The following is a 26,526-nucleotide window of genomic DNA, read 5'->3' on the forward strand; positions in this document are numbered from 1 at the left end:
GGCGTGCGGCGCTCAGGCGTCAGATGCCTGGCGCGCGTTGTGGGTGGTCAGGTACTTCACCAGCCCGTCGACCCCGCTGCGCGCGACGATGTCCGCAAACTGCTTGCGGTACACCTCGATCAGCCACGCCCCCATCATATTGATGTCGTAGATCTTCCAGCCGTTGGGAGTGCGCTGCAGCCGGTAGTCGATCTGCATCTCGTCGGCATTGTTGATCACGCGCGTCTGCACCACCACGTCGGTGGCGCCGCTGCCGGACTTGACCGGCTGGTAGCGGAACTTGACGTTCTGCTCGCGCAGCTGCGCCAGCGACACCGCATAGCTGCGCACCAGCAGCATCTGGAACTGCTCATGGAGCTGTTGCTGCTGCTCCGGCGTGGCGGTGCGCCAGGCACTGCCCACTGCCAGCCGCGTGGTGCGCTGGAAATCCGTGTAAGGCAGGAACTGCTTCTGCACGACGGCGGTGATCTTGCCGAGGTCGCCGGCGCGGGTGTCGGGATTGGACTGGATGGTGCCGATCACGCCCTCTACCGCGGCCTGCACCAGCCGCTCGGGGCTGGCGCGCAGGTCGCCGGGCTGGACAGCCTGGGCGTGCGCTACGGAAACCATGGCTACCGCTGCAAGCGGCGCCAGGGGAAGCAAACCGTGAATCGTCATGGATGTGAGAGCCAGGAAGGAATGTGAAGCGGCGCCGCCGCTGCAGCACAGGCGCCAGGCTGACAGTTTATAGCGGATCGGCCTGAATCGCGGATGCCTGGGCCGCGCATGCCGCATGCGCCACGCTGCCAGCCGATATACTCGCGGTTCGTGCTCCTTGGATCCGCCCATGCTGACTTCGCTGCTGACACGCATTGTCCGGCTTGCCACCGCCTGGCCGTGGCGCGTCATCATCCTCGCGGCATTGCTGACCGCCGCCAGCGGCGTCTACGTGGCCCGTAATTTTGCGATCAACACCGACATCGGCCGCCTGCTGGAATCCGACGCCCCCTGGGCGGTGCGCGACGCCGCCATCGGCGACGCCTTTCCCCAGCGCAACCAGTTGATCCTGGCGGTGGTGCAGGCGCCCGCGACAGAGCTGGCCGACGCCGCCGCCGACGCGCTGGCCGAGGCGCTGCGCCGCCAGCCGGCACGCTTCACCGCGGTCAGCCAGCCCGGCGGCGGCCCGTTCTTCGCGCGCAACGGCTTACTGTTCGCCAGCACGGAGGAAGTGCGCCAGCTTACGCAGCAGCTTGTGCAGGCGCGTCCGCTGGTCAACGCGCTCGCACATGACCCGACACTGCGCGGCCTGTCCGATCTCCTCACCACCACGCTGACGCTGCCGCTGCAGATGGGGCAGGTAAAGCTGGGCGACATGGCCAGGCTGCTGGGCAGCAGTGCCCAGACACTGGACCAGGTGCTGGCCGGCAAGCCCGCCGCGCTGTCCTGGGCAGGGCTGCTCGACAACAGCCTCAAGCCCGGGCCCGACGGCCAGGTCTACAGCTACCTCGCGCTCAGCCCGGTGCTGGACTACAGCGACCTGCAGGCCGGGGCCGCCGCGTCGCGCGCGATCCGGCAGGCAGCGGCCGACCTGCAGCTGGCGCAGCGCTACCAGGCCACGGTGCGCCTGACCGGCCCGCAGGCGCTGGCCGACGATGAATTCGCCTCGGTCAGCGAGGGCGCCGTGCTCAACGGCGTGCTGACGGTGCTGGTGGTGGTCCTGATCCTGTGGCTGGCCTTGCGCTCGGCGCGGCTGATCGTGGCGGTGATCAGCAGCCTGTTTACCGGGCTGCTGATCACCGCCGCGCTGGGGCTGGCCATGGTCGGTTCGCTGAACATGATTTCGGTGGCGTTCGCGGTGCTGTTTGTCGGGCTGGGGGTGGATTTCGGTATCCAGTTCGGCGTGCGCTACCGCGCCGAGCGCCATGACCGCGACCATATCGTCGAAGCGCTGGGGCTGTCCGCGCGCGGCGTGGGCGCGCCGCTGGCCCTGGCCGCCGCGGCCACGGCGGCGGCATTCTTCTGCTTCCTGCCCACCGACTACCGCGGCGTGGCCGAACTGGGGCTGATCGCCGGCGTGGGCATGATGGTGGCATTCGCCACCACCTTCACGCTGCTGCCGGCGCTGATCTGCGTGCTCAAGCCCGGCGGCGAGCCCGAGGCGCCGGGCTTCGCATGGCTGGCGCCCGCGGACCGGTTCTTCGACCGCTATCGCAAGCCGGTGCTGCTGGTCACCCTGCTCGCGATCCTGGCAGGCGCGCCGCTGCTGCCGCACCTGCGCTTTGACTTCGACCCGCTGCATCTGAAGGACCCCAAATCTGAATCGATGGCCACGCTGCTGGCGCTCAGGGACGCGCCGCAGGCCGGCACCGACGATGTCAGCGTGCTGGCGCCTTCGCTGCCGGCCGCGCGCGATCTCGCCGGCAAGCTGGCGGCGCTGCCCGAGGTGGCGCGCGCGGTCACGCTGCAGACCTTTATCCCCGGCGACCAGCCGCCCAAGCTGCAGGCCATCGGCCAGGCTTCGGCCGCGCTGATGCCGGCGCTGACGCAGCCCACCGCCACGCCCGCCACCGACAGCGCGCGCGTCAATGCGCTGCGCAATGCCGCGCGGCAGCTGGCCATCGCCGCCGACGAGCATCCCGGTCCGGGCGCGGCCGAAGCCGCGCACCTGTCCGCCGCGCTGAAGAAGCTGGCCTCCGCCGACGCCGCCACGCGCGACCGCGCCGAGCGCGCCATCGCCATGCCGCTGCAGCTGGCGCTGGCACGGCTGAAGCTGGCGCTGGACCCGCAGCCCGTCAGCCAGCAGACGCTGCCGCCCGAACTGGTGCGCGACTGGATCACGCCGGACGGGCGCGCGCTGGTCAGCGTCAGCCCGAAGCTGCCGCCGCCCGCCAGCGCGCAGCGCGAGGCCGCGCTGGACCGCTTCATCGCCGCGGTGCAGCGCGTGGCACCGACCGCCACCGGCGGGCCGATCGCGATCCGCGGCTCGGCCGATACCATCCTGGCCGCCTTCACTCAGGCAGGCGCGTGGGCGGTGGTGTCGATCACCATCCTGCTGTGGATCACGTTGCGCCGCTTCGGCGACGTGCTGCGCACGCTGATACCACTGCTGGTTTCGGCCATCGTCACGCTGGAGTTGTGCGTGCTGTTCGGCATTGCGCTGAACTTTGCCAACGTGATCGCGCTGCCGCTGCTGCTGGGCGTGGGCGTCGCGTTCAAGATCTACTACGTGATTGCCTGGCGGCACGGCAAGACCCAGCTGCTGCAGTCCAGCCTGACGCACGCCGTGCTGTACAGCGCGGCCACCACCGCCACCGCTTTCGGCAGCCTGTGGCTGTCGCAGCATCCCGGCACCGCCAGCATGGGCAAGCTGCTGGCGCTGGCGCTGGCGTGCACGCTGGTCGGCGCGGTGTTCTTCCAGCCGATCCTGATGGGCCGCCCGCGCGAAGGCGCCCATCACAAACATGACAAAGCTGCCCGGTCATAATCACAAACCCGACGCGGCCGACCCGAACCCCTTCGTACGATGCCTTTACGCCAGCGCGCTACATCCGTTGCCACCACCGCCATTGCCGTCACCCTGCTCGCCGGCTGCGCCACCGGCCCGCAAGCCAATCCCGACGATCCGCTCGAGCCGATGAACCGCGCGGTCTTCACCGTCAACGACAAGCTCGACCAGTACGTGGCCGTGCCGGTGGCCAAGGGCTACAAGGCGGTCACGCCGGAGCCGGTGCGCACCGCGGTCACCAATTTCTATTCGAACATCGCGGACATCGGCAACTTTGCCAACAACCTGCTGCAAGGCAAGGGCGTTGAGGCAGCGGAGAGCCTCATGCGGGTCGCGATCAATTCCGTGCTGGGACTCGGCGGACTGATCGACATCGCCACGCCCGCCGGTCTGCAGAAGCATTCGCAGGATTTCGGCCTGACGCTGGGCACGTGGGGCGTGCCGTCGGGACCCTACCTGGTGCTGCCGCTGTTTGGCCCCAGCTCATTCCGCGACGGCGTGGGCCTGTATGTGAATTTCCAGTTCGACCCGACCACCTATGCCGAGCCGGCGGTGCGCAATTCGCTGTTCGGGATGAACGTGGTGGACGTGCGCACCAACCTCCTGGGCGCCACCGACCTGCTGAAGCTGGCGGCGCTGGACAAGTACACCTTTGTGCGCGATGCCTACGTGCAGCGGCGCCGCTACCTGCTGGGAGAGAACACGTCGCTGCCGGACTACGACGAAAACGACGACAGCGGCGCGGCCGCCGCGCCCGCCGCGGAGGCGCCGGCGGGCACGCCTGCGCCCGCGCAGCCGCAAGCGCCGCGCTGATGCTGTCCTAGTCCACTGAATCACTGAAATTGGTCGGTGCCTGCCATGTCAATGATTCAGTGGACTAGCCGCCGATCCCCAGCAGCACCACCTCGAAGGTAAGCGTGGCGTTCGGCGGGATCGTGCCCGGCACGCCGCGCGCGCCGTAGGCCGTGGCCGGCGGGCAGGTCAGCTTGGCCTTGCCGCCCACCTGCATCGCCTGCACCCCTTCGGTCCAGCACGGGATCACGCGGTTGAGCGGGAACGAGATCGGCTGGCCGCGCTTGTACGAGCTGTCAAACTCGGTGCCGTCGGCCAGCGTGCCGCGGTAGTGGACCTGCACCGAGTCGGTGGCCTTGGGCGAGGCGCCATTGCCCTTGATCAGGTGCTGGATGGTCATGCCCGACGCCAGCGTCTGCGGCGCCGCCGCGGGTGCGGCCGGAGCGGCCGGAGCGGCCGGGGCCGAGGCAGCCGGGGCGGCCGCGGATGCGGCGCAGGCGAAGGTCAGGGTGCCGAGGAAAAGCGCAAGTGTTTTCATGGGAAACCTGGTGGTGAGGTCGTGATTGGGGATGCGGCAGTTTAACCGACACACGGCAACGATATGGCGGCAGCGGCATATAGCGCACAACGCACCCGGGCCATGCGCCTTGTGGCGGGCATGGTGCGGCGCACCCCGCCGCATCCGTTACACCGGGCGTTTTGCCGTCTACGATGGTTCGTGACAGCCCCGCTGCCGCGGGCGCACGGAGATTGCCATGGCACTCACGGATTCACGGGATCTTCCGGTCTCGACCCAGAACGCCCGCTCGGTCGAGCAGTATGAGACCGCCCTGCAACTGCTGAACGGCTATTACGGCGACCCGCTCGCCGCCATCGACACGGCGCTGGCCGCCGACCCCGGCTTCGCCATGGGCCACGCGCTGCGCGCCGCGCTGATGGTCACCTCTGGCGACGGCACCGCCGAGCCCATGCTGCGCCAGAGCGTCGAAGCCGGCGAAGCCCTGCACACCCGCGCCAACGACCGCGAGCGCCGCCATATTGCCGCGGCACGCGCCTGGCTGGACGGCGAATTCGAGCGCTCGGTCCGGCTCTACGGGGATATCGTGATCGACTATCCACGCGACCTGCTGGCGATCCAGACCGCGCATCTCGAAGACTTCCTGCTGGGGCAGTCATCGATGCTGCGCGACCGCGTGGCGCAGGCGCTGCCGCACTGGGATGCCGGCATGCCGGGCTATGGCTACCTGCTCGGCATGCATGCCTTCGGCCTGGAGGAAACCCAGCTCTACGGCCGCGCCGAGGAGAGCGGCAGGCGCGCGCTGGAGCTCAATCCGCGCGACCCGTGGGCCGTGCACGCGGTGGCGCACGTGATGGAGATGCAGGGCCGCCTGGCCGACGGCATCGCCTGGCTGGACGGGCGCCGCGACGACTGGTCCGACGACAATATGCTGGCCGTGCACAACTGGTGGCACCTGGCATTGTTCCAGCTGGAAGACGGCAGGACCGACGAGGTGCTGGCGCTGTACGACCGCTATATCAAGCGCCCCGCGCCGGCGATCGCGCTGGACCTGGTGGATGCCTCCGCGCTGCTGTGGCGGCTGCACCTGCGCGGCGTGGACGTGGGCCGGCGCTGGCAGCCGGTGGCGGACGACTGGCTGGGCCGCGGCGCGGCCGGCTACTACGCATTCAACGATGTCCATGCCGTGATGGCCAGCCTGGGCGCGCACCGGCCCGCGGCCGCCGACCAGGTCCGTGCCGCGCTGGAGCGCGCCGCCCTCGGCAACGGCACCAATGCCATGATGTCGCGCGATGTGGGGCTGCCGGTGGCCGATGCCCTGGTCGCGTTCGACCAGGGCGATTACACCACCGCCATCGACCTGCTGACGCCGGTGCGCCTGATCGCCCACCGCTTCGGCGGCAGCCACGCGCAGCGCGACGTCATCAGCCTGACCCTGCTCGAGGCGGCGCTGCGCGGCGGCCGCAGCAACCTGGCGATCGCGCTCACGGCCGAACGCGCCGCGCTCAAGCCCATGAGCCCTAGCCTGCACCGGCTGGTGCAGCGCGCAGACTCGTGCCGCGCATAAGTCTCACTGCCACGGCCGGGATCGGCGCCTATACTGCACCTGTCCTGACCGGAGACCACCCATGCCCAGCATCCGCGCGCTGTTCCGCCCCGCCCTCTTTGCCGCCAGCGCCGCGCTGGCGCTGGCCGCCGTGCCGGCCATTGCCCATCACGGCTGGTCCACCTATGACGAGACCAAGCCGCTGACGCTGACCGGCAAGATCGTCGAGAGCCACTACGAGAACCCCCACGCGCATATCCGCATCGACGCCGGCGGCAAGCGCTGGCTGGCCGTGCTGGCACCGGTGTCGCGGATGGAAGCGCGCGGCGCCACCGCCGACAAGGTCGCCGTGGGGCGCGAGGTCACGCTGGTCGGGTACGCCAGCAAGGAAAAGGCCGACGAGCTGCGCGCCGAGCGCATCACCGTGGGCGGCAAGACCGTCGAGTTGCGCTGAGCCGGCGCGCGCCGCATGTCGGTGCTGTTCGCGCAATGGACGGAATGGGCCGGCGCGCTGGCGCGGCTGCCGTTCCCGATGGCCCTGCGCAGTTCGGCCTGGGCCTATCCCGCAGTGGAGATCGTCCACCTGGCCGGCATGGCGCTGCTGTTCGGCTCCATCTTCGTGGTCGACATGCGCCTGGCCGGACTCGGCCGGCAGCTGCCGGTGAGCCTGCTGTTGCGCCATGCGCTGCCCTTCACCGCCGGCGCCTTCGTCGCGGTCGCGGCCAGCGGCGTGCTGCTGTTCCTGGCCCATGCCGATGAGCTGGCCGTCAATCCCGCATTCCTGGCCAAGCTGTGCCTGATCGCGCTGGCGCTGGCCAATGTGCTGTGGTTCCACCTGGTGCCATATCGCAGCCTGCATGCCGGGCAACGGGGCTGGGACAGCGGCGTCGCACCGCCAACCGGCGCGCGGGTGAGCGCCATAGTTTCGATGGTGACGTGGTCGCTGGTGATCTGTGCCGGGCGTCTGATTGCCTATGTCTGATCGCGCCGCCCTCACATCGGCACCGGAGACAGCATCCCCAGCATGGCCACCAGGGCCATCACCAGCGCGGCGGCGCCGGCCTCCACCAGCAGGCTGCGCCGCAACGCCAGCGCCGCCATCCGATGCTCCCCGGCCTGCACCGCCAGCGCCAGCCGCGGGCTCAGGCGGAAGCGGTTCGCGGCAGCCATGCCAAGCATCGCCACGAACAGCGCGAGCTTGGCGGCCAGCAGCCCGCCATAGGACATCGGCGCGAACTCCGGCAGCGCCGGGCCCACGATGAACCAGTAGTTGAGCACGCCGGTCAGCAGCAGCGTGGCAACAATGATGGTGCCGACGCGGGCGAACCCGTTCGAGGTGCGGCTCAGCAGCGCCACGGCCGCCTGGTCCGATCCCGGCCGCGCCAGCGACAGCAGCACGAACGCGGCCAACGCGCCAACCCATGCGCCGGCGGCCAGCAGGTGCGCCACGTCGGCGCTCAGGTGGACATAGCGCAAGGCGCCCTCATGCATCGCGCCGTGGCCGCCCCAGGCCAGCGTGGCCAGCGCAATCCCGCCGAACCCGGCCAGCGCAGCGCAGCGCGCGCCCGGCCGCCTGCGCCAGGACACGCCGGCCAGCACGCAAAGCAGCAGGGCCATCAGGCGCACCGACCAGGCCAAGCCGAAATCCGTGCCCGTGACGATCATCGCGAAGACGTGGCCCTGCAACGAAGCGTAGTCGGACACCCCCGTCATCGCCCGGGCCATCACGACGAGGGCGCCCAGCGAGAGCACGATGCCCGCTACGGCACAGCCCAGCGCAAGCGCCTGGCATCGCATGGCAAAGCGTGAGGCCCGCTCACCCCGATGCAGCGCATAGGTGCAGAACAGCGGCAGCCCGAACAGCGAGGCCAGGTCGACATAGAGCGCCAGGCGCAGCCCGGCGGCCACCCAGTCCGGTTGCGGCAATTACTTCACCGTGAAGGCGATATTGCCGTTGACGGGATGGGTATCGGATGACACCGCCCGCCAGTCCACCCGATAGCTGCCGGCCGGCAGCGGCTGCGCCGGCGTGATCACCATGGCCTTGGGGTCGTCGCTGCCGGAGACTTTCGCGGCCATTTTCATCGGCGCATGACTGGCCATGCCCGGCATGCCGGTCATCACCAGGCTGGCGCCGGAAAACTGGGTGACCAGGGTCTCGGAGAACTGCAGTTCGATCTTCTGCGGCGCCGCCACTTCGGCCTTGTCCGCCGGCGTGGACGACACCAGCTTCGGGTGCGCGAAGGCGATGCTGCTGGCCAGCGCGGCGCTGGCGGCAAGCAGGGTCTGGATCAGGGGGCGATTGGCATGCATGGTTATCTCCGCTTGGGATGATGAAGTTGTGGTGTCAGAACCAGACCCGGACACCGGCGACGAAACGCGTTTCGCCCGCCTTGCCGCCAGAGGTCCGGATCATGTCGGCGGTATTGCCGAAGGTCTGGTAGCGCTCCACGCCGATATACGGCGCAAACTGCCGGCTGAACTCATAGCGCAGCCGCAGCCCCACGGTGCCGTTGGACAAGCCGCTGCCGATGCCCACCTCCGGGTCGTTCTTGCCATAGAGGTTGGCTTCGATGCGTGGTTGCAGGATCAGGCGCTGCGTCAGCAGCAATTCGTATTCGGCGGACAGCCGCAGCGCGGTGCGGCCGCTGGTGCCGACATAGGCCGTGGCATCGACCTCGAACCAGTACGGCGCCAGCCCCTGCATGCCAAAGGCCAGCCAGTTGCGGGCCGGGCGGCCACTGCCGGCGTCGTTGCGCAGGCCCAGCTGGGTATCCCAGTAGCTGGCCACGGCGTGGCCCCACAGCAGCTCGGTGCGGGCCTCGTGCATCTTGCCCTTCGACGCTTCGCCCTCGGCCTTGAGCACCAGCTTGTCATAGCTGTTGCCGAACCACGCCTGCATCTCGTAGTCGGCGGCATTGCTGCCGCTGGCGTGGGCCCACTCCAGGCGGTCGACCAGCACCGAGGCGAACAAATGCTCGTCGGCCATCACCAGCTGGCGCTTGTCGCCGAGCGCGTACTTGCCGACGCCCAGCTGGTAGCCGCCGGAATAGGCATGCGGATCGCGGGCGTCGGGCGGCGCGCTGCCGCCCTGCATCTTCATGTCGCCATGGTCCATGGCAGGGGCGGCCATGCCCTGCATGTCCGGCATCGGCGCGCCGCCACCGTCCATGGTCTGGATCCCGTCCTGCTCCATGCCCTGCATCTGGCCATGGTCCATGCCCTGCATGGCGACCGGGGCATCGTGCTTGTGCGCATGGCCGGCATGCGGGTCCTGCGCCTGGGCTGCGCCGATTGCGGTCAAGGCCAGCGCCGCGGCCAGTATCGTCTTCGTGTGCCTGTGCATGGAGATTGCGAATTCAGGTTGAGCCATCATGCCACCACCACTTCGCGGAACATGCCCGCATCCATATGCAGCATCAGGTGGCAATGCCAGGCCCAGCGTCCGAGCGCATCGGCGGTGACCAGGAAGCTGATGCGCTGCGCCGGCTGCACGGGGATGGTGTGGCGCCGCGCCTGGAAGCTGCCGTCCGGCGCTTCCAGCTCGCTCCACATGCCGTGCAGGTGCATGGGGTGGGTCATCATGGTGTCGTTGTGCAGGATCACGCGCAGCCGCTCGCCGTGCTTGAAGTAGATCGGCGTCGACTTGCCGAACTCGACGCCGTCGAAGGACCAGGTGTAGCGCTCCATATTGCCAGTCAGGTGCAGCTCGACCTCGCGCCCGGGGCCGCGCGCATCCATGGCGCCGCCGATGGTGTGCTGGTCGGCCAGGGTCAGCACGCGCCTGCCGTTGTTGCGCAGGCCGATGCCGGGATCGTCCAGGTTGGTGCGGGCCATGTCGACGCGCATGTCGGTGCCCGGACCGTATTCGGTGCGGGCGTGGCGGGCGGTCTTGCTGGGGACCTTGAGCGGATCGGCGGCGGCCATGGCGTGCTGGCTGTGATCCATGCCGGCGTGGTCCATGCCCTGCATCGGCATCGCGCCGTGCTGCATGCCACCGTGTCCGCCATGCCCGCCGTGGCCTGTCATCTCGCCCATCATGTCGGTCATGGTCAGCCATTCGGCCTGGTCGAGCGCGGGCACCGGCGCCGCCAGCCCTTCCCTGACCGCCAGCGTGCCGCGCGCATAGCCGGTACGGTCCATCGACTGCGCGAACAAGGTGTAGGCGTCGTCGCGCGGCTCGACGATGGCGTCGCAGGTCTCGCCGGGGCCGAAGCGGAATTCATCGACCGAGACCGGTTCGATATCCTGGCCGTCCACCTGCACCACCCGCAGCTTCAGTCCGGGGATGCGCACGTCATAGAAGGTGTTGCCCGAGCCGTTGATAAAGCGCAGGCGCACGGACTCGCCGCGCCGGAACAGCCCGGTCCAGTTGCCGGCCGGAGTGACGCCGTTGGCCAGGTGCGTCAGCGTGGCGCTGGACAGGTCCGCCAGGTCGGTCGGGCTCATCCGCATCTGGTTCCACATGCTGCGCTTGTCCAGCGCCTGCTTCAGCCCGTCGCGCGAGACGTCGCGGAAGAAGTCGACCACGGTCGGCTGGTTGTAGTTGTAGTAGTCGCCCTGGATCTTGAGCTTGGTCAGCACCCGCATCGGGTCTTCGTCGGTCCAGTCCGACAGCAACACGGTGTGGTCGCGGTCGGCCCGCACGGTTTCCTGCCCGGAGGCCGGATCGATGACGATGCCGCCGTACACGCCGGTCATTTCCTGGAAGCCGGAATGCGAGTGGTACCAGTAGCTGCCGGTCTGCGCGACCTTGAAGCGGTAGGTGAAGGTCTCGCCGGGCGGAATGCCGGCGAAGCTGATGCCCGGCACGCCGTCCATCTGGAACGGCAGGATGATGCCGTGCCAGTGGATCGAGGTGGCCTCGCGCAGGCGGTTGGTCACGCGGATGGTGACCGTGTCGCCCTCGCGCCAGCGCAGCGTCGGGCCGGGCAGCATGCCGTTGATGGTGGTGGCGATGGCCGGCTTGCCGGTAAAGTTGACCAGCGACTCGCCGATCACCAGGTCGAACTCGGTGCCGCGCAGGACCGGCGCCGAGCCGGAGCCGGCCGGGGCAGCCTGCCCGGCGCGCTGGCCCGCATGCTGCGCCCACGCGCTGCCGCCAACGCCGGCAAGGCTGGCCACCACGCCGCCGGCAACCAGCCCTTGCACGAAGCGGCGGCGGGGTAAATCGGGCAGCACAAGGCCGGTACTGGGGTGGCGTCGCATGTCATCAGTCCTGGTTGAAGGCATGCCAAGCGTAGCGAAGGCCACCCTACGCACGTCTGACTGGAACATGACATTCCGGTAATCTTCCGGTCATGTTGGCGCCCGCGTTGCCGGCGTAGAGTTGCCGGATCCTGCCCAAAGGGCCGATCGATCAAGGAAAGTGCTGTGAAACTGCTAGTGGTGGAGGACGAGTCCAAGACCGGCGAATACCTGCGCCAGGGGCTGACCGAGGCGGGCTTTGTCGTCGACCTGGTGGCCAACGGGCTGGACGGCCAGCATATGGCGATGACAGAGCCCTACGACCTGGTCATCCTGGATGTGATGCTGCCGGACGTCGACGGCTGGCGCATCGTGCAGGCGCTGCGCGCGGCGGAGATCGCCGTGCCGGTGCTGTTCCTGACCGCGCGCGACAGCGTGGCCGACCGCGTCAAGGGGCTTGAGCTGGGTGCGGACGACTACCTGGTCAAACCCTTCGCCTTTTCCGAGCTGCTCGCGCGGGTGCGCACGCTGCTGCGCCGGGGCACGGCGCAGATGGCGCTGGACCGCATCCAGGTGGCCGACCTGGTGCTGGACCTGGGCCGCCGGCGGGCCACGCGCGCCGGGCGCCGCATCACGCTGACCAGCAAGGAGTTCGCCTTGCTGGAACTGCTGGCACGCCGCCGTGGCGAAGTGCTGCCGCGCTCGCTGATCGCCTCGCAGGTGTGGGACATGAACTTCGACAGCGACAGCAACGTCATCGACGTCGCCATCCGGCGCCTGCGCGCAAAGATCGACGATGAGTTCGAGCCCAAGCTGATCCAGACCGTGCGCGGCATGGGCTATGTGCTGGAAGCCCCCGAGGCAGCGGAGGACGCTGAGTGAAGGGCCGGATGTCGCTGACGGCACGGCTCACCATCCTGTTCTCGCTGTCGTCGACCGCGGTGCTGCTGGGGCTGGGCGTGCTGATCTGGCTGGCGATCGACAATCATTTCGCCGACGAGGACTACGCCGTGCTGGGTGACAACGTGCGGCTGATCCGGAAGATCGCGGCCGAGGGCCCGGCGGCGTCGCTGCCGCAGCGCCTGGGCCCGGTGCTGGAACACCATGCCGGATTCGTCGCCGAAGTGCGCGCCGCCGACGGCAGGCGCCTGTATGCCACGCAGGACTTCGACTTCGGCATCGCACAGGCCGCTGCCGCGCAACTGCCGGCGCAGCGGCATGCCTTCACCTGGGAACAGGGTGGCCAGACCTACCGCGGCATGCGTGCGCTGGCGCAGGTGCCGCCCGGGCAGCCGGGGCCGCTGCAGGTCGTGGTCGGCATGGACACGGCGCTGCATGCCCACTTCATGCACGCCTTCCGCCAGTCGCTGGCCTTCTACACCGCGCTGGCCGCGCTGGCGAGCGGGCTGCTGGGCTGGTGGGCCGCGCGCCGCGGACTCTGGCCACTGCGCACCATGGCCTCGCGCGCACGCGCCGTCACCGCGCACAAGCTCGACGAGCGCATGCCGGTCGATGCCGTGCCGGTGGAAATGGCCGACCTCGCGGCGACGCTCAACGCCATGCTGGAACGCCTGCAGCGCGATTTCGCGCGCCTGTCGGAGTTCTCATCGGACCTGGCGCACGAGCTGCGCACGCCGATCACCAACCTGATGACGCAGACCCAGGTGGTGCTGTCGCAGCCGCGCGATGCGGACAAGTACCGCGACGTGCTGGCGTCCAACGTGGAAGAGCTGCAGCGGCTGTCGCGCATGGTGTCGGACATGCTCTACCTGGCGAAGATGGAGCACGGCATCACCCTGCCGAACGCGGAGGCGATCGAGGTGGCTGATGAGGTCGCTGCGCTGTTCGATTTCTACGATGCGCTGGCCGAGGACAAGGGTGTGCGCATGGCCGTGCGCGGCAGTGGCCGCATCACCGGCGACCGGCTGATGCTGCGGCGGGCGCTGAGCAACCTGCTGTCGAATGCGTTGCGGCATACGCCGGCGGGCAAGGGCATCGTGGTGGAGATCTTGCCCTCTGCCGAAGGGGTGACGGTGGTTGTCGAGAACGAAGGCGAGACCATCCGGCCGGAATTGCTGCCCTCGCTGTTTGACCGGTTCTTCCGTGCGGACAAGTCGCGGGCGCGGCCAGAATCCGATGGTGCGGGGCTGGGGCTGGCGATCACGCAGGCGATTGTGGCCGCGCATGGTGGGGGGATTGGAGTGGAGTCGGCAGGAGGGAGGACGCGCTTTGTCCTGACGTTCAAGGCGTAGGGACTGAGGAAGATTCCGCCGTGCCAGCGCTGATCGCATCCGCCGGCAAGCCAGGCAGCATGGCGCGTATCGCGGGGACGAGCTCCCGCGTGAGCACCGTCCGCGTGATGCGGGCAATGTCTTCGGCGAGGCCGGACCATTCCGCCATTCGGCAAAGCAGGTAAAAATCGCGCTGGCCGAGCCGGGATGGCGGGATCGGCACCAGCTCGACCTGATCCAGCCACCCCCGCGATTGCCAGAGGCAAAGGGGCGTGCTGACGGCCCACCCAAGTCCCGCAGCCACCAGGCTCAGCAGCGGGTCGGTCGCATCAAACTCGAATCGACGTGCCGCTTCCACGCCGATGTGGCGCAGGTATCGCTCGACTTGCTGGCCGATGACCGAGCGCTGCGTGTACCGGATCAGCGGCAGATCGCCAACACGGTCGGCGAGGTCTCGCGCCTCGGACAACGGCAGTACATGGCTGCCTTTGGGAAATACGGCCACCCAGCTTTCGGAAAACAGAAGTCGCTGTGCAATGCGTGCGTCGGCTTCCGGCACTTCGGTGCAGATCGCCAGGTCCAGCTCCCGGCCCAGCAGCTGGGCATTCAGGCCCGGGGTCAGGCCAGACCATAGCTGCATTTGCCGGGCAGACCCTGACAGTCCGCGAATCAACGCCGGCCCCAACGTCGCTGCAAAAGAGTCCACACAACCGAGCCGTATCTGGGCGTGGTCCAGCCGCACGCGCTTGCGCAACTCCTCATCCACATGCCGGGCCTCGGCCAGCAGGCGGTCCGCCATCTCCAGCAGGATGTTCCCTGCGCGCGTAGGCCTGGCAGGCCGCACTTCCCTGTCGAACAGCTGGATCCCGTACTCGACTTCGAGCGAGCGGATCATCTGGCTGACCGCGCTTTGGCTGACGCCGAGCCGTTGTGCGGCCAGTGCCATGGAACCGGATTCGCAGACAGCCATAAAGACCTGTAGCGCGTGGAGGTCGGGCACGCACGCGCGGCGCCGGGTCGGGGAAATCGCGGAGGGCACGGGAGCGGACTTGGCCATGTGCTTGCCTGCAACGGTGAGCGGTGACGGCCACTATAACTTAAGAAAATCTAAACTTTTCTATAAATATTTCTTCATTTAAGGCTCCACGCTGCCGTCGCTCCTAGGCTTGCATCCAGTTTCTGATCCCACCAGGAAATCTCCATGCAAAGCTATGACGCGATCGTAATCGGGGCCGGCGTGATCGGCAGTTCCGTCGCCTGTCATCTCGCCCGCCAGGGCTGCACTAACGTGCTGGTGCTCGAGCGCATGCAGATCGGTACAGGAACCACCTCCCAATCCAGTGGCATCCTGCGGACGCACTACTCGGTCATCGAGAACGTCCGGCTGGCGCAAGCGTCGTGGCAGGTGTTCAACGACTTTGCCGCTTACCTGGGCGACGAAGAGGCCTCCGCGGGCATGGTCAAGTGCGGCTACCTGATCGCCGCGCCGGATGGTCCCAAGCTGGCCCCGCTGCGTGCCTCGCTGGAGGCCCAGCAGGCACAGGGGATCGACGTGCGTTGGCTCGATGCAAAGGAAGCGCAAAGCCTGCTTCCGATTGCCCGCTTCGATGACGCCGCGCTGATCGGCTACGAGCCGGAAGCCGGCTTTGCCGACGCTTACCTGGTCGCCACCGGCTTTGCGCGGGCGGCGCGCCGCCTCGGGGTCAGGATCCTCGAAGGCGTCGGAGTCGAACGGTTGTTGCTCGACGGCGGCAAAGTCGCCGGCGTTGAAACCTCGCGAGGGACCTTCCTCGCCGGCACAGTGATCAGCACCCAGAATATCTGGGCGACCGAAATCGAGCGCTGGACCGGGATTGCCAGCCCGGTCGTCCCCGAGCGCCATGCCGTGCTGGCACTGGAAGCGGCATCGCCCTATACGTTCCAGATGCCGGTGTACAAGGACCTCGGCTCGCCCGGCATGCTGTATTGCCGCAGTTACGGCGGCAGGCAGATGCTGGTCAGCGAGGGCACCGTCGGTGAGACGCTGTCGTCGCCGGACAACGAGCAAGGCGACATCAGCATGGATTACATGGTCGAAGTCGGCGCGCAAGTCGCCGAGCGCTTCCCCACCTATGCGGAGGCCGGGATTGCTTCGTCCTGGACGGGCGTCTACGACGTGACGCCCGACTGGAACCCAGTGCTCGGGCGTCTGCCCGATGTACCGGGTCTCGTGGTGGGTTACGGCTTCTCGGGCCACGGCTTCAAGCTGGCCCCAGCGGTCGGACGCGTGCTGGCCCAGGCAGCCCTGGGCATGGAGACCGAGATCGACATCGCCCCTTATTCGCTGGAGCGCTTCCGCAATGGTGCGCTGCTGACTGGCAAGTACGGTCTCGGCGCGGTGTCCTGAGCCCCGCCTTTGCTGTGCTGCCGATCCTGATCGCAGGGCACCATCACTCCCCTTGTCGCGGATAGATGGTGATGGACAGGAACCTGATCGGACACCTGGTCAGGCCTACCGGGCCATGCGGTATCTCGCCGGCGAAGGTCAGGGCATCGCCGGGTTCGAGCGTATAGGTTTGCTGTCCGCAGCGATACTCGACCACGCCCTCCAGCATGTACAGGAATTCGGTGCCAGGGTGCTGGAAGGTCGGATAGCGCTCGGTGCCGTCCTCGATCGTGATCAGGAACGGCTCAAAGGCTTTCATGGGGCCCTGGTCATAAGCCAGCAGATGATAGGTATGGCCGCTCTTAGTGCCGCGTCGCACTACCTCCATCCCCGCCCCATGCCTGACATGCTGCGCGGCGGCCGACGCGCCATCGTACTTGCTGAACAGCACCGCCATTGGCACGCCCAGCGCGCGGGCGATACGTGCAAGCGTATCCATGCCTGCCATGGTGCCGCCGGTCTCGATCTTCGACAACATCCCGCGGCTCAGCCCCGCCTGTTCCGCGACCTGCGCAATCGTCAGCCGCTCCCGCAGTCGCAGTTCGCGAATGACCATGCCCACCGATTCCTCAATGTGGGGCAAGTGGGCTTCAAAAGGGGGCTCGGCATGGGTCTTCATGTGGGGTTTCTCAGTCATTGACGCACCAGGAGCAAGATTCCTGATAGGCACATTTGTTGCTCCACAGGAATCATCGCAGATTTGCTTCCCGATGGAGCAAATCTTGCGCCTGGCGCTGCGAGGCGCATTCCAAAGTCGGAAGGAGCCGATCCATGAAGTCAGAGTTGAGTGCGCATCTTGCCGCGCCAGCCGGGGCGTTGACCCCCGCTCCGCGGTTCAACACCGTCGAAGAAGCGCAGGACTATCTCCTGGCGCGCGGCGTCAGCTACGTCCTCGCGCAGTTCGTCGATATCCACGGCGTCGCCAAGGCCAAATCGGTGCCCGTGGCGCATCTTGGTTCGGTCCTGGCGGAGGGTGCCGGCTTTGCCGGCTTTGCCATCTGGGGCGTTGGCATTGAACCGCATGGCCCGGACTTCATGGCTCGCGGGGATCTCGACACCATCGGGCTGGTGCCATGGCAACCGGGCCTGGCCCGGATCGTATGCGAAGGGCATGTCGATGGTGCGCCATGGCAGTACGACAGCCGGGTCGTCCTGAAGCGGCAGATCGCCAGGCTCTCGCAACGCGGCTACACGCTCTATACCGGCCTCGAGCCTGAATTCTCGCTGCTGCGCCGTGACGACAAAGGCGGCATCGCGCCGTGCGACCCGAGCGATACGCTGGCCAAGCCTTGTTACGACTACAAGGGGCTGTCGCGCACGCGTACTTTCCTGGAGCGTCTGTCCAACGGACTGCGGGCCGCGGGCCGCGGGCATCGATGTCTACCAGATCGACCACGAAGACGCCAACGGGCAATTCGAGCTGAATTACACCTTCACCGACTGCCTGACGTCCTGCGACCATTTCATCTTCTTCAAGATGGCGGCATCGGAAATCGCCAACGAGCTGGGCCTGGTGTGCTCCTTCATGCCGAAGCCCTTTGCGAACCGCCCTGGCAACGGCATGCATATGCACATGTCGATCGGCGACGGGCAGCGCAACCTGTTTGCTGACAAGAGCGACCCGCGCGGGCTGGACCTGTCCCCGCTGGCCTATCACTTCCTCGGCGGGCTGCTGGCCCATGCGCCGGCCCTCACGGCGCTTTGCGCGCCCACCGTCAATTCCTACAAGCGGCTCGTGGTGGGCCGTTCCCTCACCGGCGCCACCTGGGCTCCGGCGTATATCAGCTATGGCGACAACAATCGCTCCAGCATGATCCGCATCCCCAAGGGCCGGCTGGAACTCCGGCTGCCCGATGGCGCCGCCAACCCGTATCTCGCCACAGCGGCCGTGATTGCGGCGGGGCTTGACGGCATCGACCGGAAGCTCGATCCCGGCGCACCGCGCAACACCAATCTCTATGAGTGGAGCGAGGCGCAACTGGCCGAAGCCGGCATCGGTCTGCTACCCCAGAACCTTGGCAGCGCGCTGGATGCCCTCGAAGCCGATGCGCTGATAACCGAGGCACTGGGACCCGTTGCGCAAGAGTTCCTGAAGCTCAAGCGCATGGAGTGGCTCGAATATCAACGGCATGTCTCGGACTGGGAAGTGAAGCAGTACCTGGAATTCTTTTGAAGAAGGAATCACGCTATGTGCGGAATTGTTGGATTGTTAGTCAAGACATCTTCACTGCGGGAAAAGCTTGGCGAGCTGATGGTACCCATGCTGATCGGGATGACCGAGCGCAGCCCGGATTCAGCGGGATTGGCGGTGTTCTCGGCGCCGGTGGAAGAACGGCACAGGAAGCTCAGCGTCTATGCCGGATACACCGATGACGCCGAGCGCTATGACTGGAATCGCCTGGCCGACGCATTGAATGCGGCGCTCGATGTGCACGCAACCGTGCAGGCAAGGGGAAACCATGGCATCGTGACCTTCCGGGGCGAGCCAGAGCGCGTCAAGGACTGGATCGCCGCGAACGACCCGAAGCTGCATGTGTTCTCGACGGGTCGCAGTATCGACCTCTACAAGGACATCGGCACCCCGGCTGAAGTGGCGGCCCGCTACCGCTTCGCCGAACTCCAGGGCAGCCACCTCGTCGGCCATACCCGCATGGCTACCGAGTCCGCCGTCACGCCCGATCGCGCACACCCGTTCACCGCCGGCGAGGACTTCTGCCTGGTGCATAACGGCTCCCTGTCGAACCCCAACGGCATCCGGCGCATGCTGGCGCCCCATGGCATCCACTTCGACACCGACAACGACACCGAGGCGGCCACGCGTTTCCTGGAATGGCGGCTGCGCGAAGGCGACACGCTCGAGCAGGCGCTGCAGGCAGGCTTTGAGGTCCTGGATGGTTTCTACACCTTTCTGATGGGAACGCCCACGGAACTGGCGCTGATCCGCGACCCCTTTGCCTGCAAGCCCGCGGTGGTGGCCGAAACCGACGACTATGTCGCCATCGCGTCGGAGTTCCGCTCGCTGGCCCATCTGCCCGGCGTCAGGCACGCCCATGTTTTCGAACCCGCACCCGAGGAGATGTACGTATGGAAAGCGTGAAGTTTGACCTCGCGGTCACGCCGCTGCGCGAAGTCAACCAGTACCTGCACAAGGACGTGCCTGCGCAAGGCGGCCTGCGCGTGCAGATCGACAACCCGAACGGCGCGCACGCCATCGCCGCCGGATTGAATGCGCCTGTCGACGTGGTCATCGAAGGTCATGCCGGCTACTACGCCGCCGGGATGAATCAAGGCGCCACCGTGACGATCAACGGCAGCGCCGGAACGGGCGTCGCCGAGAACATGATGAGCGGCAAGGTCCACGTCAAGGGCTTCGCTTCCAACGCCGCAGGCGCCACCGCCCACGGCGGGCTGCTGGTGATCGACGGGGATGCCGGCCTGCGTTGCGCGATTTCGCTGAAGGGCGCCGATATCGTCGTCGGCGGCTCGGTCGGCAGCTTCTCGGCGTTCATGGCACAAGCTGGCAACCTGGTGGTGCTCGGCGACGCCGGCGAAGCGCTGGGCGACTCGCTCTACGAAGCCGCCATCTACGTGCGCGGCAAGGTGAAGAGCCTGGGCGCAGATTGCGAAGAGAAGACCATGGGCCCGCGCGAACGCGAGGTGCTGGCCGACCTGCTCCACCGCGCCGGCCATGTGGATGTCGACCCGTCGTCGTTCAAGCTGTACGGGTCTGCCCGCACGCTCTACAACTTCCATGTCGATAATGCAGGAGCCTACTGAAGTGAATGCCTCGACCCAACTGCAGGAGCTGGCATTGAGCTCCACCCAGACTCCCCCGCGCTATTCCGCGACGTTCGACCCGGCCACCCTGGCCGAAATCCGTCGCGCCGCGGCCACCGGCATCTACGATATCCGTGGCGGCGGCACCAAGCGCAAGCTGCCGCACTTCGATGACCTGCTGTTCCTTGGTGCCTCGGTCAGCCGCTATCCGCTGGAAGGCTACCGGGAGAAGTGCGGGACCGACGTCGTACTGGGAACGCGCTACGCCAAAAAGCCGATTCACCTGAAGACGCCGGTCACCATTGCCGGCATGAGCTTCGGCGCGCTGTCCGCCCAGGCCAAGGAAGCACTGGGGCGTGGCGCCACCATCGCCGGCACGAGCACGACGACGGGCGACGGTGGCATGACTCCGGAAGAGCGCGGCCAGTCGCAGACGCTGGTGTACCAGTACCTGCCCTCGCGCTACGGCATGAACCCCGACGACCTGCGCAAGGCGGACGCCATCGAAGTGGTGATCGGACAGGGCGCAAAACCCGGCGGCGGCGGCATGCTGCTGGGACAGAAGATCAGCCCGCGCGTGGCAAGGATGCGATGCCTTCCCGAAGGCATCGATCAACGCTCGGCTTGCCGGCATCCGGACTGGACCGGCCCCGACGACCTCGAGATCAAGATCCTCGAACTGCGGGAAATAACCGACTGGGAGAAGCCCATCTACGTCAAGGTTGGCGCCACCCGCCCCTACTATGACGTGGCCCTGGCGGTCAAAGCCGGCGCCGATGTGGTGGTGCTCGATGGCATGCAGGGTGGCACGGCCGCGACGCAGGAAGTGTTCATCGAACATGTGGGCATCCCCATCCTCGCGGCCATCCGGCCCGCGGTGAAGGCGCTTCAGGACCTGGGCATGCATCGCAAGGTGCAGCTGATTGTCTCGGGCGGCATTCGCAACGGCGCCGACGTCGCCAAGGCCCTCGCTCTTGGGGCAGATGCCGTTGCCATCGGCACGGCAGCACTGGTCGCGCTGGGAGACAACGATCCGCGCCATGCCAGCGAGTACCACAAGCTCGGGACCGTTCCGGGGGCTTACGACGACTGGCATGAGGGCAAGGATCCCGCAGGCATTACGACGCAGGATCCGGAACTGGCTTCTCGCCTGGATCCGGTACAGGCCGGGCGGCGCCTGGCAAACTACTTGTCGGTCATGACGATGGAAGCGCAGATCATCGCGCGGGCCTGCGGCAAATCGCACCTGCATAACCTGGAGCCCGAAGACCTCGTTGCCCTGACCGTCGAGGCGGCGGCGATGACACAGGTGCCGCTTGCCGGGACCGCGTGGGTGCCTGGGCAAGGTGGGTACTGAGTTCAGGGGCACCCAAAAAAGCCGCCCACGCCAGTTACGGCCATTGGGGGAGCTGGCGTGGGCGCGAAGACCACCGGATGCGGCTCCAGCGGCAATCCGATGCTACGCAAATCCCCCCGTGACGACTGCCAACAATTGTGTCGGCAGCCGTAACGTGGCTTGCGGCCATTGCTGTGCCGCTCAGGCCACAGGCAATTCGATGCGGAACACCGCCCCCGCGCCAGCCGCACTCCGCACGCTGGCCTTGCCGCCATGCCGCTCGGCCACGGCCCGCACCAGCACCAGTCCCAGGCCCGCGCCTTCCGGCGCGCCCCGCTGTCCCTCATGTAAGCGCGCGAACGGTTCGAACAATCGAGCCTGGTCGGCCTCGGCAATCCCCGGCCCGTGGTCCTGGACGGCAACGACAAAGCTGCCCGGCTCACGCGTGAGCGAGACCGTCACGGTCTCCCCTTGCGGGCTGAACTTGATTGCATTGCTGACCAGGTTGGCGATGGCGCGTGCCAGCAGCGTCGGTTCACCCTGCAGCACCGCGGGGTCGTCAGGCAGGTCGATCTGCAGCGTCACGTCGCCGGACTTGGCCAGTGCCCAGAGTTGGTCCGTCGCATCCAGCACCAGGCCACCCAGTTCCACTTCCATGAACGCCAGGGTATTCGACTCCGCGCGTGCGACGCTGATGAAGTCGTCGGCCAGCGTCATCGTGCGGCGCGCATGCGCGGCGATGCGGGCCAGCACGCCGCTGTCCGTGGCGACATCGCCGGCGGCTGCCTCATCGCGCCGCGCGCGGCGCTCATGCAGATCGATCAGGGCCAGGATCGATGCCTGCGGCGAGCGCATGTCGTGCGACAGGAAGCGCAGCATCTGCTCGCGCTGGCGCTCGGCGATGCGGATCGCGGTGATGTCGATCACGCTGACGATCAGGCCGGCTACGGCACCGGCCTCGGCATGCAGCGGCGCGCCGTGCAGCAGGTAGCGGCGGTCGCCGCGCCCGGCTACCTCGATGCCGCCGTCGGGGACCGGGGCCGGGGCGATGCCGGCATCGGCGTAGCGGTCATGCAGCGACTGCCAGTACGCTAGGGCTGGTGCCGGCGCGGGAAAAATTGCCTCGATCAGTGCGCGGATGGCGGCCCGCGGCGGACCGGCCTCGCCCGGCGCGCGCGCGGGCTCGCCGTCCAGCACGGCGGGCGCCAGCGCCACGCAGCGCCGGTTGGCCAGCATCACACCGCCATCCAGGTCGCAGATCGCGGTGGCATCGGGCAGGCTTTCCAGGCCATCGGACAGGAAGCGGCGCGTGCCGCGCAGCTGCGCGCTCATGCCGTAGACGGCGCGCATGCGGCTGTCGAGCGTGGCGCCGGTATGGAGTGGCGCGGCAATCAGGCCGGGCTCGCGTTCCAGCCGCGCCAGTTCGTCAGAAAGGAAGCGCAGGGCCGCCTCCTGGCGCAGCCAGCTCCACAGCGGGTAGAACAGCACGCAGCCAAGCGCCGCGGCGGCGGGCGCGAACCACAGCCGCGCCAGCGCCAGCAGCAACAGCGAGCCGCCCAGCAGGGCGGCCAGCAGCAGCCCGGTGGCCACCAGCGCGCCGCGCGGGGGCAGGCGCAGCGCGGCCAATGCGGCCAGCAGCACCGCCAGCAGCGTGCCGCCGACCTGCCACGCGCGCGGCACCGCCACGATGGCGTCGCCGTCGGTCAGCGCCTGCACGGTATTGGCCAGGATCTCCACCCCGCTCATGCCGCGGCCATCGCGCGACACCGGCGTCGGCAGCACGTCGCCCATGCCGGTGGCCAGCGCGCCGATCAGCACGGCCTTGCCTGCGAAGATGGCGGGATTGGCGCGGCCGTCCAGCACGTCGCGCGCCGACACGCGGGCAAAGGTGCCGGGCGGGCCGGCATACGGGATGCGCAGGCGGCCGCTGCGCTCCCAGCCGTTGGCCTCGGTGATCCGGGCCGGCTCCTGGCGCGCGATGCCGGGCGGCTCTCCGGCGCGCCCGAACGCCGCCATCACCGCGGCCAGGTGCGGCACGCCGGCGGCGGCCACCGGATGGGGCCCCTCGCTCAGATAGACCTGGCGCGCCACGCCATCGATATCGACCACCATGTTGATATGGCCCACCGCGGCGCCCAGCCCGGCCAGCGGGTAGCGCACCAGCATGCCGGCGGGGCCGGATTCAGCCACCACCGGCAGCACCACGTTGCCGGCCTGGGCCAGGCTGCGGGCCAGCACGGCGTCGTCTTGCGGATAGCGGGTATCGCGCTCGGCCAGGATCACGTCCACGCCGATCACGCGCGGCCGGCCGGCGGCGATGCGCTCGACCAGCTGCGCCAGCACCGCGCGGCGCCAGGGCCAGCGGCCGATGGCGGTGATGCTGGCGTCATCGATGCCGACGATGACGATGTCGTCGCGGGCCGGATGGTGCTGGGCGCTGATGGCGATATCGTAGGCGGCCAGGTCGGCGCGCTCGGTCCAGCCCTGGCGCGCGGCCAGCACCACCAGCGCCAGCACGGCCGCAAGCAGCAGGCACCATTCGATCCGCGTGCGCCGCCCGAAAGCCCGCCCGCCTGCCCGCGTAGGCGCGGCCGGTGCCGGGCCTGGCGCGTCAGTTGAGCCGGACGCGGCCACCACCGTCTGGCCGGTCGCCCGACCCGATCGCGCCGCCCTGCGAGTCGCGCAGGAAGGCAGAGACCTCGATGCGCTGCGGCGCGGAGAACGCCGCCGGATCCGGCGTCACCCCCGGCGCCGCACGTGCCACGCGGATGAAATAGAAGCCGGGCGCGGGGCGCGGCAGGTCAATGGTGTTGGTGGTGGTGTGCTCGTCGGCCAGCAGCGTGGCAAAGCCGGCATCGGCCGACACCTGGACCCGGTAGCCCGCGCCGGCACCACTGCCCTCGGGCCAGCCGATATGCAGCGCGCCGCCGTCGTCCTGCAGGGTCGGCACGGGCGGCTTGGGCTCGACGCTGAACGAGACCGCGTCCGACCACGGGCCCGGCCGGCTCGCCGCATCGACGCTGCGCACGCGCCACCACCAGCGGCCCGGCACCAGCGCTTGCGCGGCGGTGGGCGCGGAGGCCGCCTGCACCACGGCATCGCGCGTAAAGGCGGGATCGGCGGCCAGCGCCAGTTCGTAGCGCGCAGCACTCGGCACGGTGGCCCATTCGAAGGCGACGGCGTCGGCATAGCGCACCGCATCCGCGGCAGGCTGCTGCGTGAACGGCGCCGGCGGGTTCAGCCGCACCGCCACCGGCGCCTGGGCGCCGTGCCCGCTCAACTGGTGCTTGTCGATGGCGCTGACGCTCAGGTACAGCGTGCCCTCGGGCAGCCCGTCTACACGGGCGGTCGTCGCCTTGGCGCCACTGACGATGCCGGTCCAGGCCAGTTCGCTCAGCGCCGCATCGCGCGCCACCAGCACGCGGTAGGCGGTGGCGCCCGGCACCGGCTGCCAGGCGGCCTCGAAGGACGGGCCCAGCACGGTATCGGCCGGGGGCAACAGGGCCGGCGCCGGCAGCAGCGCCACCGGCTGCGACAGCTTGCCGCCGGCCGACACGCCGATGCCATAGCCGGCACCGACCGACGCCGCCGCGGTCATCGCGCGCTCCGGTGCCGGCCGGGCGCGGGCGCCTCGCGCCGCGCTGACGCCGACGCGCCCTTCCAGCACCTCGCTGCGGCTTCCCGCGGTGTCGGCCGAGACCCGGTATCGGGTGCCGCGCACGCCGGTCACCATCATCGGCGTATGCAGCTCGAAGCGGCCGACGCCGCCGCCCTGCGGCGCCACGCGCGTATCGGCGGCGCCCTTGTCGATGCGGATTACGGTGTCGGTCAGGCCGCTGCGCGCGAACGTGCGCAGCCGGCTGACCGAGAGCGTGGTGGCGGGCGGCACCGTGACGCGGCTGCGGTCCGGCAGTTCCAGCGTGACCGAGCCGCCCGCGGGGGTCTCGATGCGCGCGGTTTCGTCCAGCGTCATGCCGGCTTGCACCGGCCGGCCATTGGCGCGGACCTCGCCGGCCACATAGACCACGCGCGCCGAGGCGGCCTGCTCGGGAATCTGGCTGAGCGGGATGCGCAGGCGCGAGCCGGGCAACAGCCGGTACGGATCGGCCACGCCGTTCAGGCGCTGCAGCGTGCGCCAGCCTTCCTCGGACGCCATGTAGCGCGAGGCCAGGCCGATCAGCGTATCGCCCGGCTCCACCAGGTAAATAAAATCGGCGCCTTCCGCGCCCGCGGGCCCGGCGTGCGCCGGAACTGCCACGCCGGCCAGCAGGGCCAGCGCGGCCCATCCAATCCGCTTACGCATCCGCCCCGGCCTCATCCGCTTCCGCGTCAGCCGCGGAAGCCTCTTCAAAGCGATAGCCGTGCGAATACACGGAGGTCAGCCGCACGCCGTTCTCGGGCCGCAGCGCCAGCTTCAGGCGCAGCCGCGAGATATGCGTATCCAGCGTACGCGAGCCCGCCCCCATGGCGCGGCCCCAGACGGCCTGCTCCATCACCTCGCGCGCCAGCAGGCGCCCGGTATTGCGGAACAGGAACAGGGCCAGCTCATATTCGCGCGGCGACAGCAGCGCCGGCTCGCCGCCGACGGTGATGGTGCGCGCGTGGGTATCGACGGTGTAGTTGCCGCGCCGGATCAGCTCCACTTCCTGCGCGGCCTCGGGGTAGGCGCGGCGCAGCAGCGAGCGCACGCGGGCGATCAGCTCGCCGGCGCGGATGGGCTTGAGCATGTAGTCGTCGGCGCCCACCGTCAGGCCGTCGACGATGTCGGATTCAGCGGTGCGGCTGGTGACGAACAGGATCGGCGGCATATTGCCGGACTTCTGCCGCACCCAGCTGACCAGCTCATAGCCGCTGGTGCCCGGCAGCTGCCAGTCGACCAGCAACAGGTCATAGGCGCGCTCGCGCAGCGCGCGCAGCAAGTCCGCGCCGTTGGCAAAGGACTCACACTCGAAGCCGGCTTCGCTCAATATCTGCCGGATCAGTTCGGCCTGATCCGGATCATCCTCCACGGAGGCAATACGCATACCTCTACATCCTTCTGCCAGCTTCCGACTGCAACTGCGGTCTCTGCCACGGCATGTCGACGGCTCGGCCGGCAAGTCATTCCTCATATTCACCCCCAGGGGGGCGCGGCCGTCGATCTGATCCGACGGGCCAGGCCGAAGCCCGCCGGCTGCCGCCATGTTACCCAATCGCGGGCCCTTTCGTCGAGATGCCCCGACGAGGGGTGG

Annotated in this window: 22 protein-coding genes and 1 pseudogene; 12 read left to right on the forward strand and 11 right to left on the reverse strand. The window is 68.4% G+C overall.

The features are described from left to right. Positions 1-12 precede the first annotated feature (12 nt). On the reverse strand, positions 13-657 hold the full coding sequence (locus AC07UK_RS16280) for an MlaC/ttg2D family ABC transporter substrate-binding protein (protein ID WP_436224803.1): 645 nt from the start codon (positions 655-657) through the stop codon (positions 13-15). 169 nt (positions 658-826) lie between these two features. Here AC07UK_RS16280 and hpnN point away from each other — a divergent pair, with 169 nt between their 5' ends. Together hpnN and AC07UK_RS16290 are read left to right on the forward strand one after the other, a co-directional pair. Beyond that, on the forward strand, positions 827-3,463 hold the full coding sequence (gene hpnN, locus AC07UK_RS16285; RefSeq protein WP_494687582.1) for a hopanoid transporter HpnN: 2,637 nt from the start codon (positions 827-829) through the stop codon (positions 3,461-3,463). A 39-nt stretch (positions 3,464-3,502) separates the two neighbouring features. After that, complete coding sequence (locus AC07UK_RS16290; RefSeq protein ID WP_436224801.1) at positions 3,503-4,297, forward strand: MlaA family lipoprotein; 795 nt, start codon at positions 3,503-3,505, stop codon at positions 4,295-4,297. A 64-nt stretch (positions 4,298-4,361) separates the two neighbouring features. Here the strand turns inward: AC07UK_RS16290 and AC07UK_RS16295 are convergent, their stop codons facing one another. After that, the gene (locus tag AC07UK_RS16295) at positions 4,362-4,814 is read right to left on the reverse strand and encodes an FKBP-type peptidyl-prolyl cis-trans isomerase (protein ID WP_013953788.1); all 453 of its coding nucleotides are present in this window, start codon (positions 4,812-4,814) and stop codon (positions 4,362-4,364) included. A gap of 217 nt (positions 4,815-5,031) precedes the next feature. Here AC07UK_RS16295 and AC07UK_RS16300 point away from each other — a divergent pair, with 217 nt between their 5' ends. From AC07UK_RS16300 to AC07UK_RS16310, 3 genes are all read left to right on the forward strand, one after another. Next, the gene (locus AC07UK_RS16300; RefSeq protein WP_494687583.1) at positions 5,032-6,360 is read left to right on the forward strand and encodes a tetratricopeptide repeat protein; all 1,329 of its coding nucleotides are present in this window, start codon (positions 5,032-5,034) and stop codon (positions 6,358-6,360) included. Positions 6,361-6,421: 61 nt separating this feature from the next. Beyond that, positions 6,422-6,793 (forward strand): DUF6152 family protein, encoded by a 372-nt coding sequence (locus AC07UK_RS16305; RefSeq protein WP_436224799.1) that lies wholly within the window; start codon positions 6,422-6,424, stop codon positions 6,791-6,793. A 15-nt stretch (positions 6,794-6,808) separates the two neighbouring features. Beyond that, complete coding sequence (locus AC07UK_RS16310; protein ID WP_436224798.1) at positions 6,809-7,321, forward strand: DUF6644 family protein; 513 nt, start codon at positions 6,809-6,811, stop codon at positions 7,319-7,321. Between the two features lie 11 nt (positions 7,322-7,332). Here AC07UK_RS16310 and copD read toward each other — a convergent pair whose 3' ends face one another. Genes copD through AC07UK_RS16330 form a run of 4 tightly spaced genes read right to left on the reverse strand, consistent with a single transcriptional unit; the run spans position 7,333 to position 11,547 of the window. Beyond that, the gene (gene copD, locus AC07UK_RS16315) at positions 7,333-8,265 is read right to left on the reverse strand and encodes a copper homeostasis membrane protein CopD (protein WP_436224797.1); all 933 of its coding nucleotides are present in this window, start codon (positions 8,263-8,265) and stop codon (positions 7,333-7,335) included. Continuing rightward, entirely contained in the window at positions 8,266-8,652 is a 387-nt protein-coding gene (copC, locus tag AC07UK_RS16320) for a copper homeostasis periplasmic binding protein CopC (protein WP_013953793.1), read from the reverse strand. Positions 8,653-8,686: 34 nt separating this feature from the next. Beyond that, on the reverse strand, positions 8,687-9,685 hold the full coding sequence (locus AC07UK_RS16325; RefSeq protein WP_494687584.1) for a copper resistance protein B: 999 nt from the start codon (positions 9,683-9,685) through the stop codon (positions 8,687-8,689). 26 nt (positions 9,686-9,711) lie between these two features. After that, the gene (locus AC07UK_RS16330; RefSeq protein WP_436224795.1) at positions 9,712-11,547 is read right to left on the reverse strand and encodes a copper resistance system multicopper oxidase; all 1,836 of its coding nucleotides are present in this window, start codon (positions 11,545-11,547) and stop codon (positions 9,712-9,714) included. A gap of 165 nt (positions 11,548-11,712) precedes the next feature. Between AC07UK_RS16330 and AC07UK_RS16335 the strand changes: the two genes are divergently transcribed. Next, positions 11,713-12,408, forward strand: a complete 696-nt coding sequence (locus AC07UK_RS16335; RefSeq protein WP_436224794.1) for a heavy metal response regulator transcription factor — start codon at positions 11,713-11,715, stop codon at positions 12,406-12,408. After that, positions 12,405-13,778 carry a heavy metal sensor histidine kinase gene (locus AC07UK_RS16340; protein WP_436224793.1) on the forward strand — a complete coding sequence of 458 codons (1,374 nt, stop codon included), beginning with the start codon at positions 12,405-12,407 and terminating at the stop codon, positions 13,776-13,778. Before AC07UK_RS16335 ends, AC07UK_RS16340 begins: the two co-directional genes overlap by 4 nt. Here AC07UK_RS16340 and AC07UK_RS16345 read toward each other — a convergent pair. Then, on the reverse strand, positions 13,768-14,814 hold the full coding sequence (locus AC07UK_RS16345) for a LysR family transcriptional regulator (RefSeq protein WP_494687585.1): 1,047 nt from the start codon (positions 14,812-14,814) through the stop codon (positions 13,768-13,770). The two genes, AC07UK_RS16340 and AC07UK_RS16345, sit on opposite strands and share 11 nt — an antisense overlap. A gap of 144 nt (positions 14,815-14,958) precedes the next feature. On the opposite strand from AC07UK_RS16345, the gene AC07UK_RS16350 reads away from it, so the two are divergent. Then, a complete protein-coding gene (locus AC07UK_RS16350; RefSeq protein ID WP_494687586.1) occupies positions 14,959-16,143 on the forward strand; it encodes an NAD(P)/FAD-dependent oxidoreductase in 1,185 nt (394 codons plus the stop codon). 43 nt (positions 16,144-16,186) lie between these two features. On the opposite strand, the gene AC07UK_RS16355 is transcribed toward AC07UK_RS16350, so the two are convergent. Beyond that, complete coding sequence (locus AC07UK_RS16355; RefSeq protein ID WP_494687587.1) at positions 16,187-16,801, reverse strand: helix-turn-helix domain-containing protein; 615 nt, start codon at positions 16,799-16,801, stop codon at positions 16,187-16,189. A 152-nt stretch (positions 16,802-16,953) separates the two neighbouring features. Here AC07UK_RS16355 and glnT point away from each other — a divergent pair. The 4 genes and pseudogenes from glnT to AC07UK_RS16375 all read left to right on the forward strand — a co-directional run bounded on the left by glnT (position 16,954) and on the right by AC07UK_RS16375 (position 21,316). Next, positions 16,954-18,355: pseudogene (gene glnT, locus AC07UK_RS16360) on the forward strand (type III glutamate--ammonia ligase). A 15-nt stretch (positions 18,356-18,370) separates the two neighbouring features. After that, positions 18,371-19,279: a class II glutamine amidotransferase domain-containing protein gene (locus tag AC07UK_RS16365; RefSeq protein ID WP_494687588.1), complete on the forward strand. Its 909-nt coding sequence runs from the start codon at positions 18,371-18,373 to the stop codon at positions 19,277-19,279. Further along, the gene (locus AC07UK_RS16370) at positions 19,267-19,959 is read left to right on the forward strand and encodes a GltB/FmdC/FwdC-like GXGXG domain-containing protein (protein WP_436224786.1); all 693 of its coding nucleotides are present in this window, start codon (positions 19,267-19,269) and stop codon (positions 19,957-19,959) included. Before AC07UK_RS16365 ends, AC07UK_RS16370 begins: the two co-directional genes overlap by 13 nt. Next, entirely contained in the window at positions 19,943-21,316 is a 1,374-nt protein-coding gene (locus AC07UK_RS16375) for an FMN-binding glutamate synthase family protein (RefSeq protein ID WP_494687604.1), read from the forward strand. Before AC07UK_RS16370 ends, AC07UK_RS16375 begins: the two co-directional genes overlap by 17 nt. 180 nt (positions 21,317-21,496) lie before the next feature. Here AC07UK_RS16375 and AC07UK_RS16380 read toward each other — a convergent pair whose 3' ends face one another. Genes AC07UK_RS16380 through AC07UK_RS16390 form a run of 3 tightly spaced genes read right to left on the reverse strand, consistent with a single transcriptional unit; the run spans position 21,497 to position 26,319 of the window. Then, on the reverse strand, positions 21,497-23,932 hold the full coding sequence (locus AC07UK_RS16380) for a CHASE2 domain-containing protein (RefSeq protein WP_494687589.1): 2,436 nt from the start codon (positions 23,930-23,932) through the stop codon (positions 21,497-21,499). Continuing rightward, on the reverse strand, positions 23,907-25,598 hold the full coding sequence (locus AC07UK_RS16385; RefSeq protein WP_494687590.1) for a FecR family protein: 1,692 nt from the start codon (positions 25,596-25,598) through the stop codon (positions 23,907-23,909). Before AC07UK_RS16385 ends, AC07UK_RS16380 begins: the two co-directional genes overlap by 26 nt. Beyond that, a complete protein-coding gene (locus AC07UK_RS16390; protein WP_013953800.1) occupies positions 25,591-26,319 on the reverse strand; it encodes a response regulator transcription factor in 729 nt (242 codons plus the stop codon). Before AC07UK_RS16390 ends, AC07UK_RS16385 begins: the two co-directional genes overlap by 8 nt. Positions 26,320-26,526: the final 207 nt, after the last annotated feature.

The sequence above is a fragment of the Cupriavidus sp. GW821-FHT07C08 genome (genome assembly GCF_059419025.1).

Coding starts and splice junctions, on each gene's coding strand:
- AC07UK_RS16370 (WP_436224786.1), top strand. CDS start 19,267: ATGGAAAGCGTGAAGTTTGACCTCGCGGTCACGCCGCTGCGCGAAGTC.
- AC07UK_RS16385 (WP_494687590.1), bottom strand. CDS start 25,598: ATGCGTAAGCGGATTGGATGGGCCGCGCTGGCCCTGCTGGCCGGCGTG.
- hpnN (WP_494687582.1), top strand. CDS start 827: ATGCTGACTTCGCTGCTGACACGCATTGTCCGGCTTGCCACCGCCTGG.
- AC07UK_RS16305 (WP_436224799.1), top strand. CDS start 6,422: ATGCCCAGCATCCGCGCGCTGTTCCGCCCCGCCCTCTTTGCCGCCAGC.
- copC (WP_013953793.1), bottom strand. CDS start 8,652: ATGCATGCCAATCGCCCCCTGATCCAGACCCTGCTTGCCGCCAGCGCC.
- AC07UK_RS16295 (WP_013953788.1), bottom strand. CDS start 4,814: ATGAAAACACTTGCGCTTTTCCTCGGCACCCTGACCTTCGCCTGCGCC.
- AC07UK_RS16300 (WP_494687583.1), top strand. CDS start 5,032: ATGGCACTCACGGATTCACGGGATCTTCCGGTCTCGACCCAGAACGCC.
- AC07UK_RS16350 (WP_494687586.1), top strand. CDS start 14,959: ATGCAAAGCTATGACGCGATCGTAATCGGGGCCGGCGTGATCGGCAGT.
- AC07UK_RS16355 (WP_494687587.1), bottom strand. CDS start 16,801: ATGAAGACCCATGCCGAGCCCCCTTTTGAAGCCCACTTGCCCCACATT.
- AC07UK_RS16325 (WP_494687584.1), bottom strand. CDS start 9,685: ATGCACAGGCACACGAAGACGATACTGGCCGCGGCGCTGGCCTTGACC.
- AC07UK_RS16330 (WP_436224795.1), bottom strand. CDS start 11,547: ATGCGACGCCACCCCAGTACCGGCCTTGTGCTGCCCGATTTACCCCGC.
- AC07UK_RS16280 (WP_436224803.1), bottom strand. CDS start 657: ATGACGATTCACGGTTTGCTTCCCCTGGCGCCGCTTGCAGCGGTAGCC.
- AC07UK_RS16345 (WP_494687585.1), bottom strand. CDS start 14,814: ATGGCCAAGTCCGCTCCCGTGCCCTCCGCGATTTCCCCGACCCGGCGC.
- AC07UK_RS16310 (WP_436224798.1), top strand. CDS start 6,809: ATGTCGGTGCTGTTCGCGCAATGGACGGAATGGGCCGGCGCGCTGGCG.
- AC07UK_RS16375 (WP_494687604.1), top strand. CDS start 19,943: ATGCAGGAGCCTACTGAAGTGAATGCCTCGACCCAACTGCAGGAGCTG.
- AC07UK_RS16365 (WP_494687588.1), top strand. CDS start 18,371: ATGTGCGGAATTGTTGGATTGTTAGTCAAGACATCTTCACTGCGGGAA.
- AC07UK_RS16290 (WP_436224801.1), top strand. CDS start 3,503: ATGCCTTTACGCCAGCGCGCTACATCCGTTGCCACCACCGCCATTGCC.
- AC07UK_RS16390 (WP_013953800.1), bottom strand. CDS start 26,319: ATGCGTATTGCCTCCGTGGAGGATGATCCGGATCAGGCCGAACTGATC.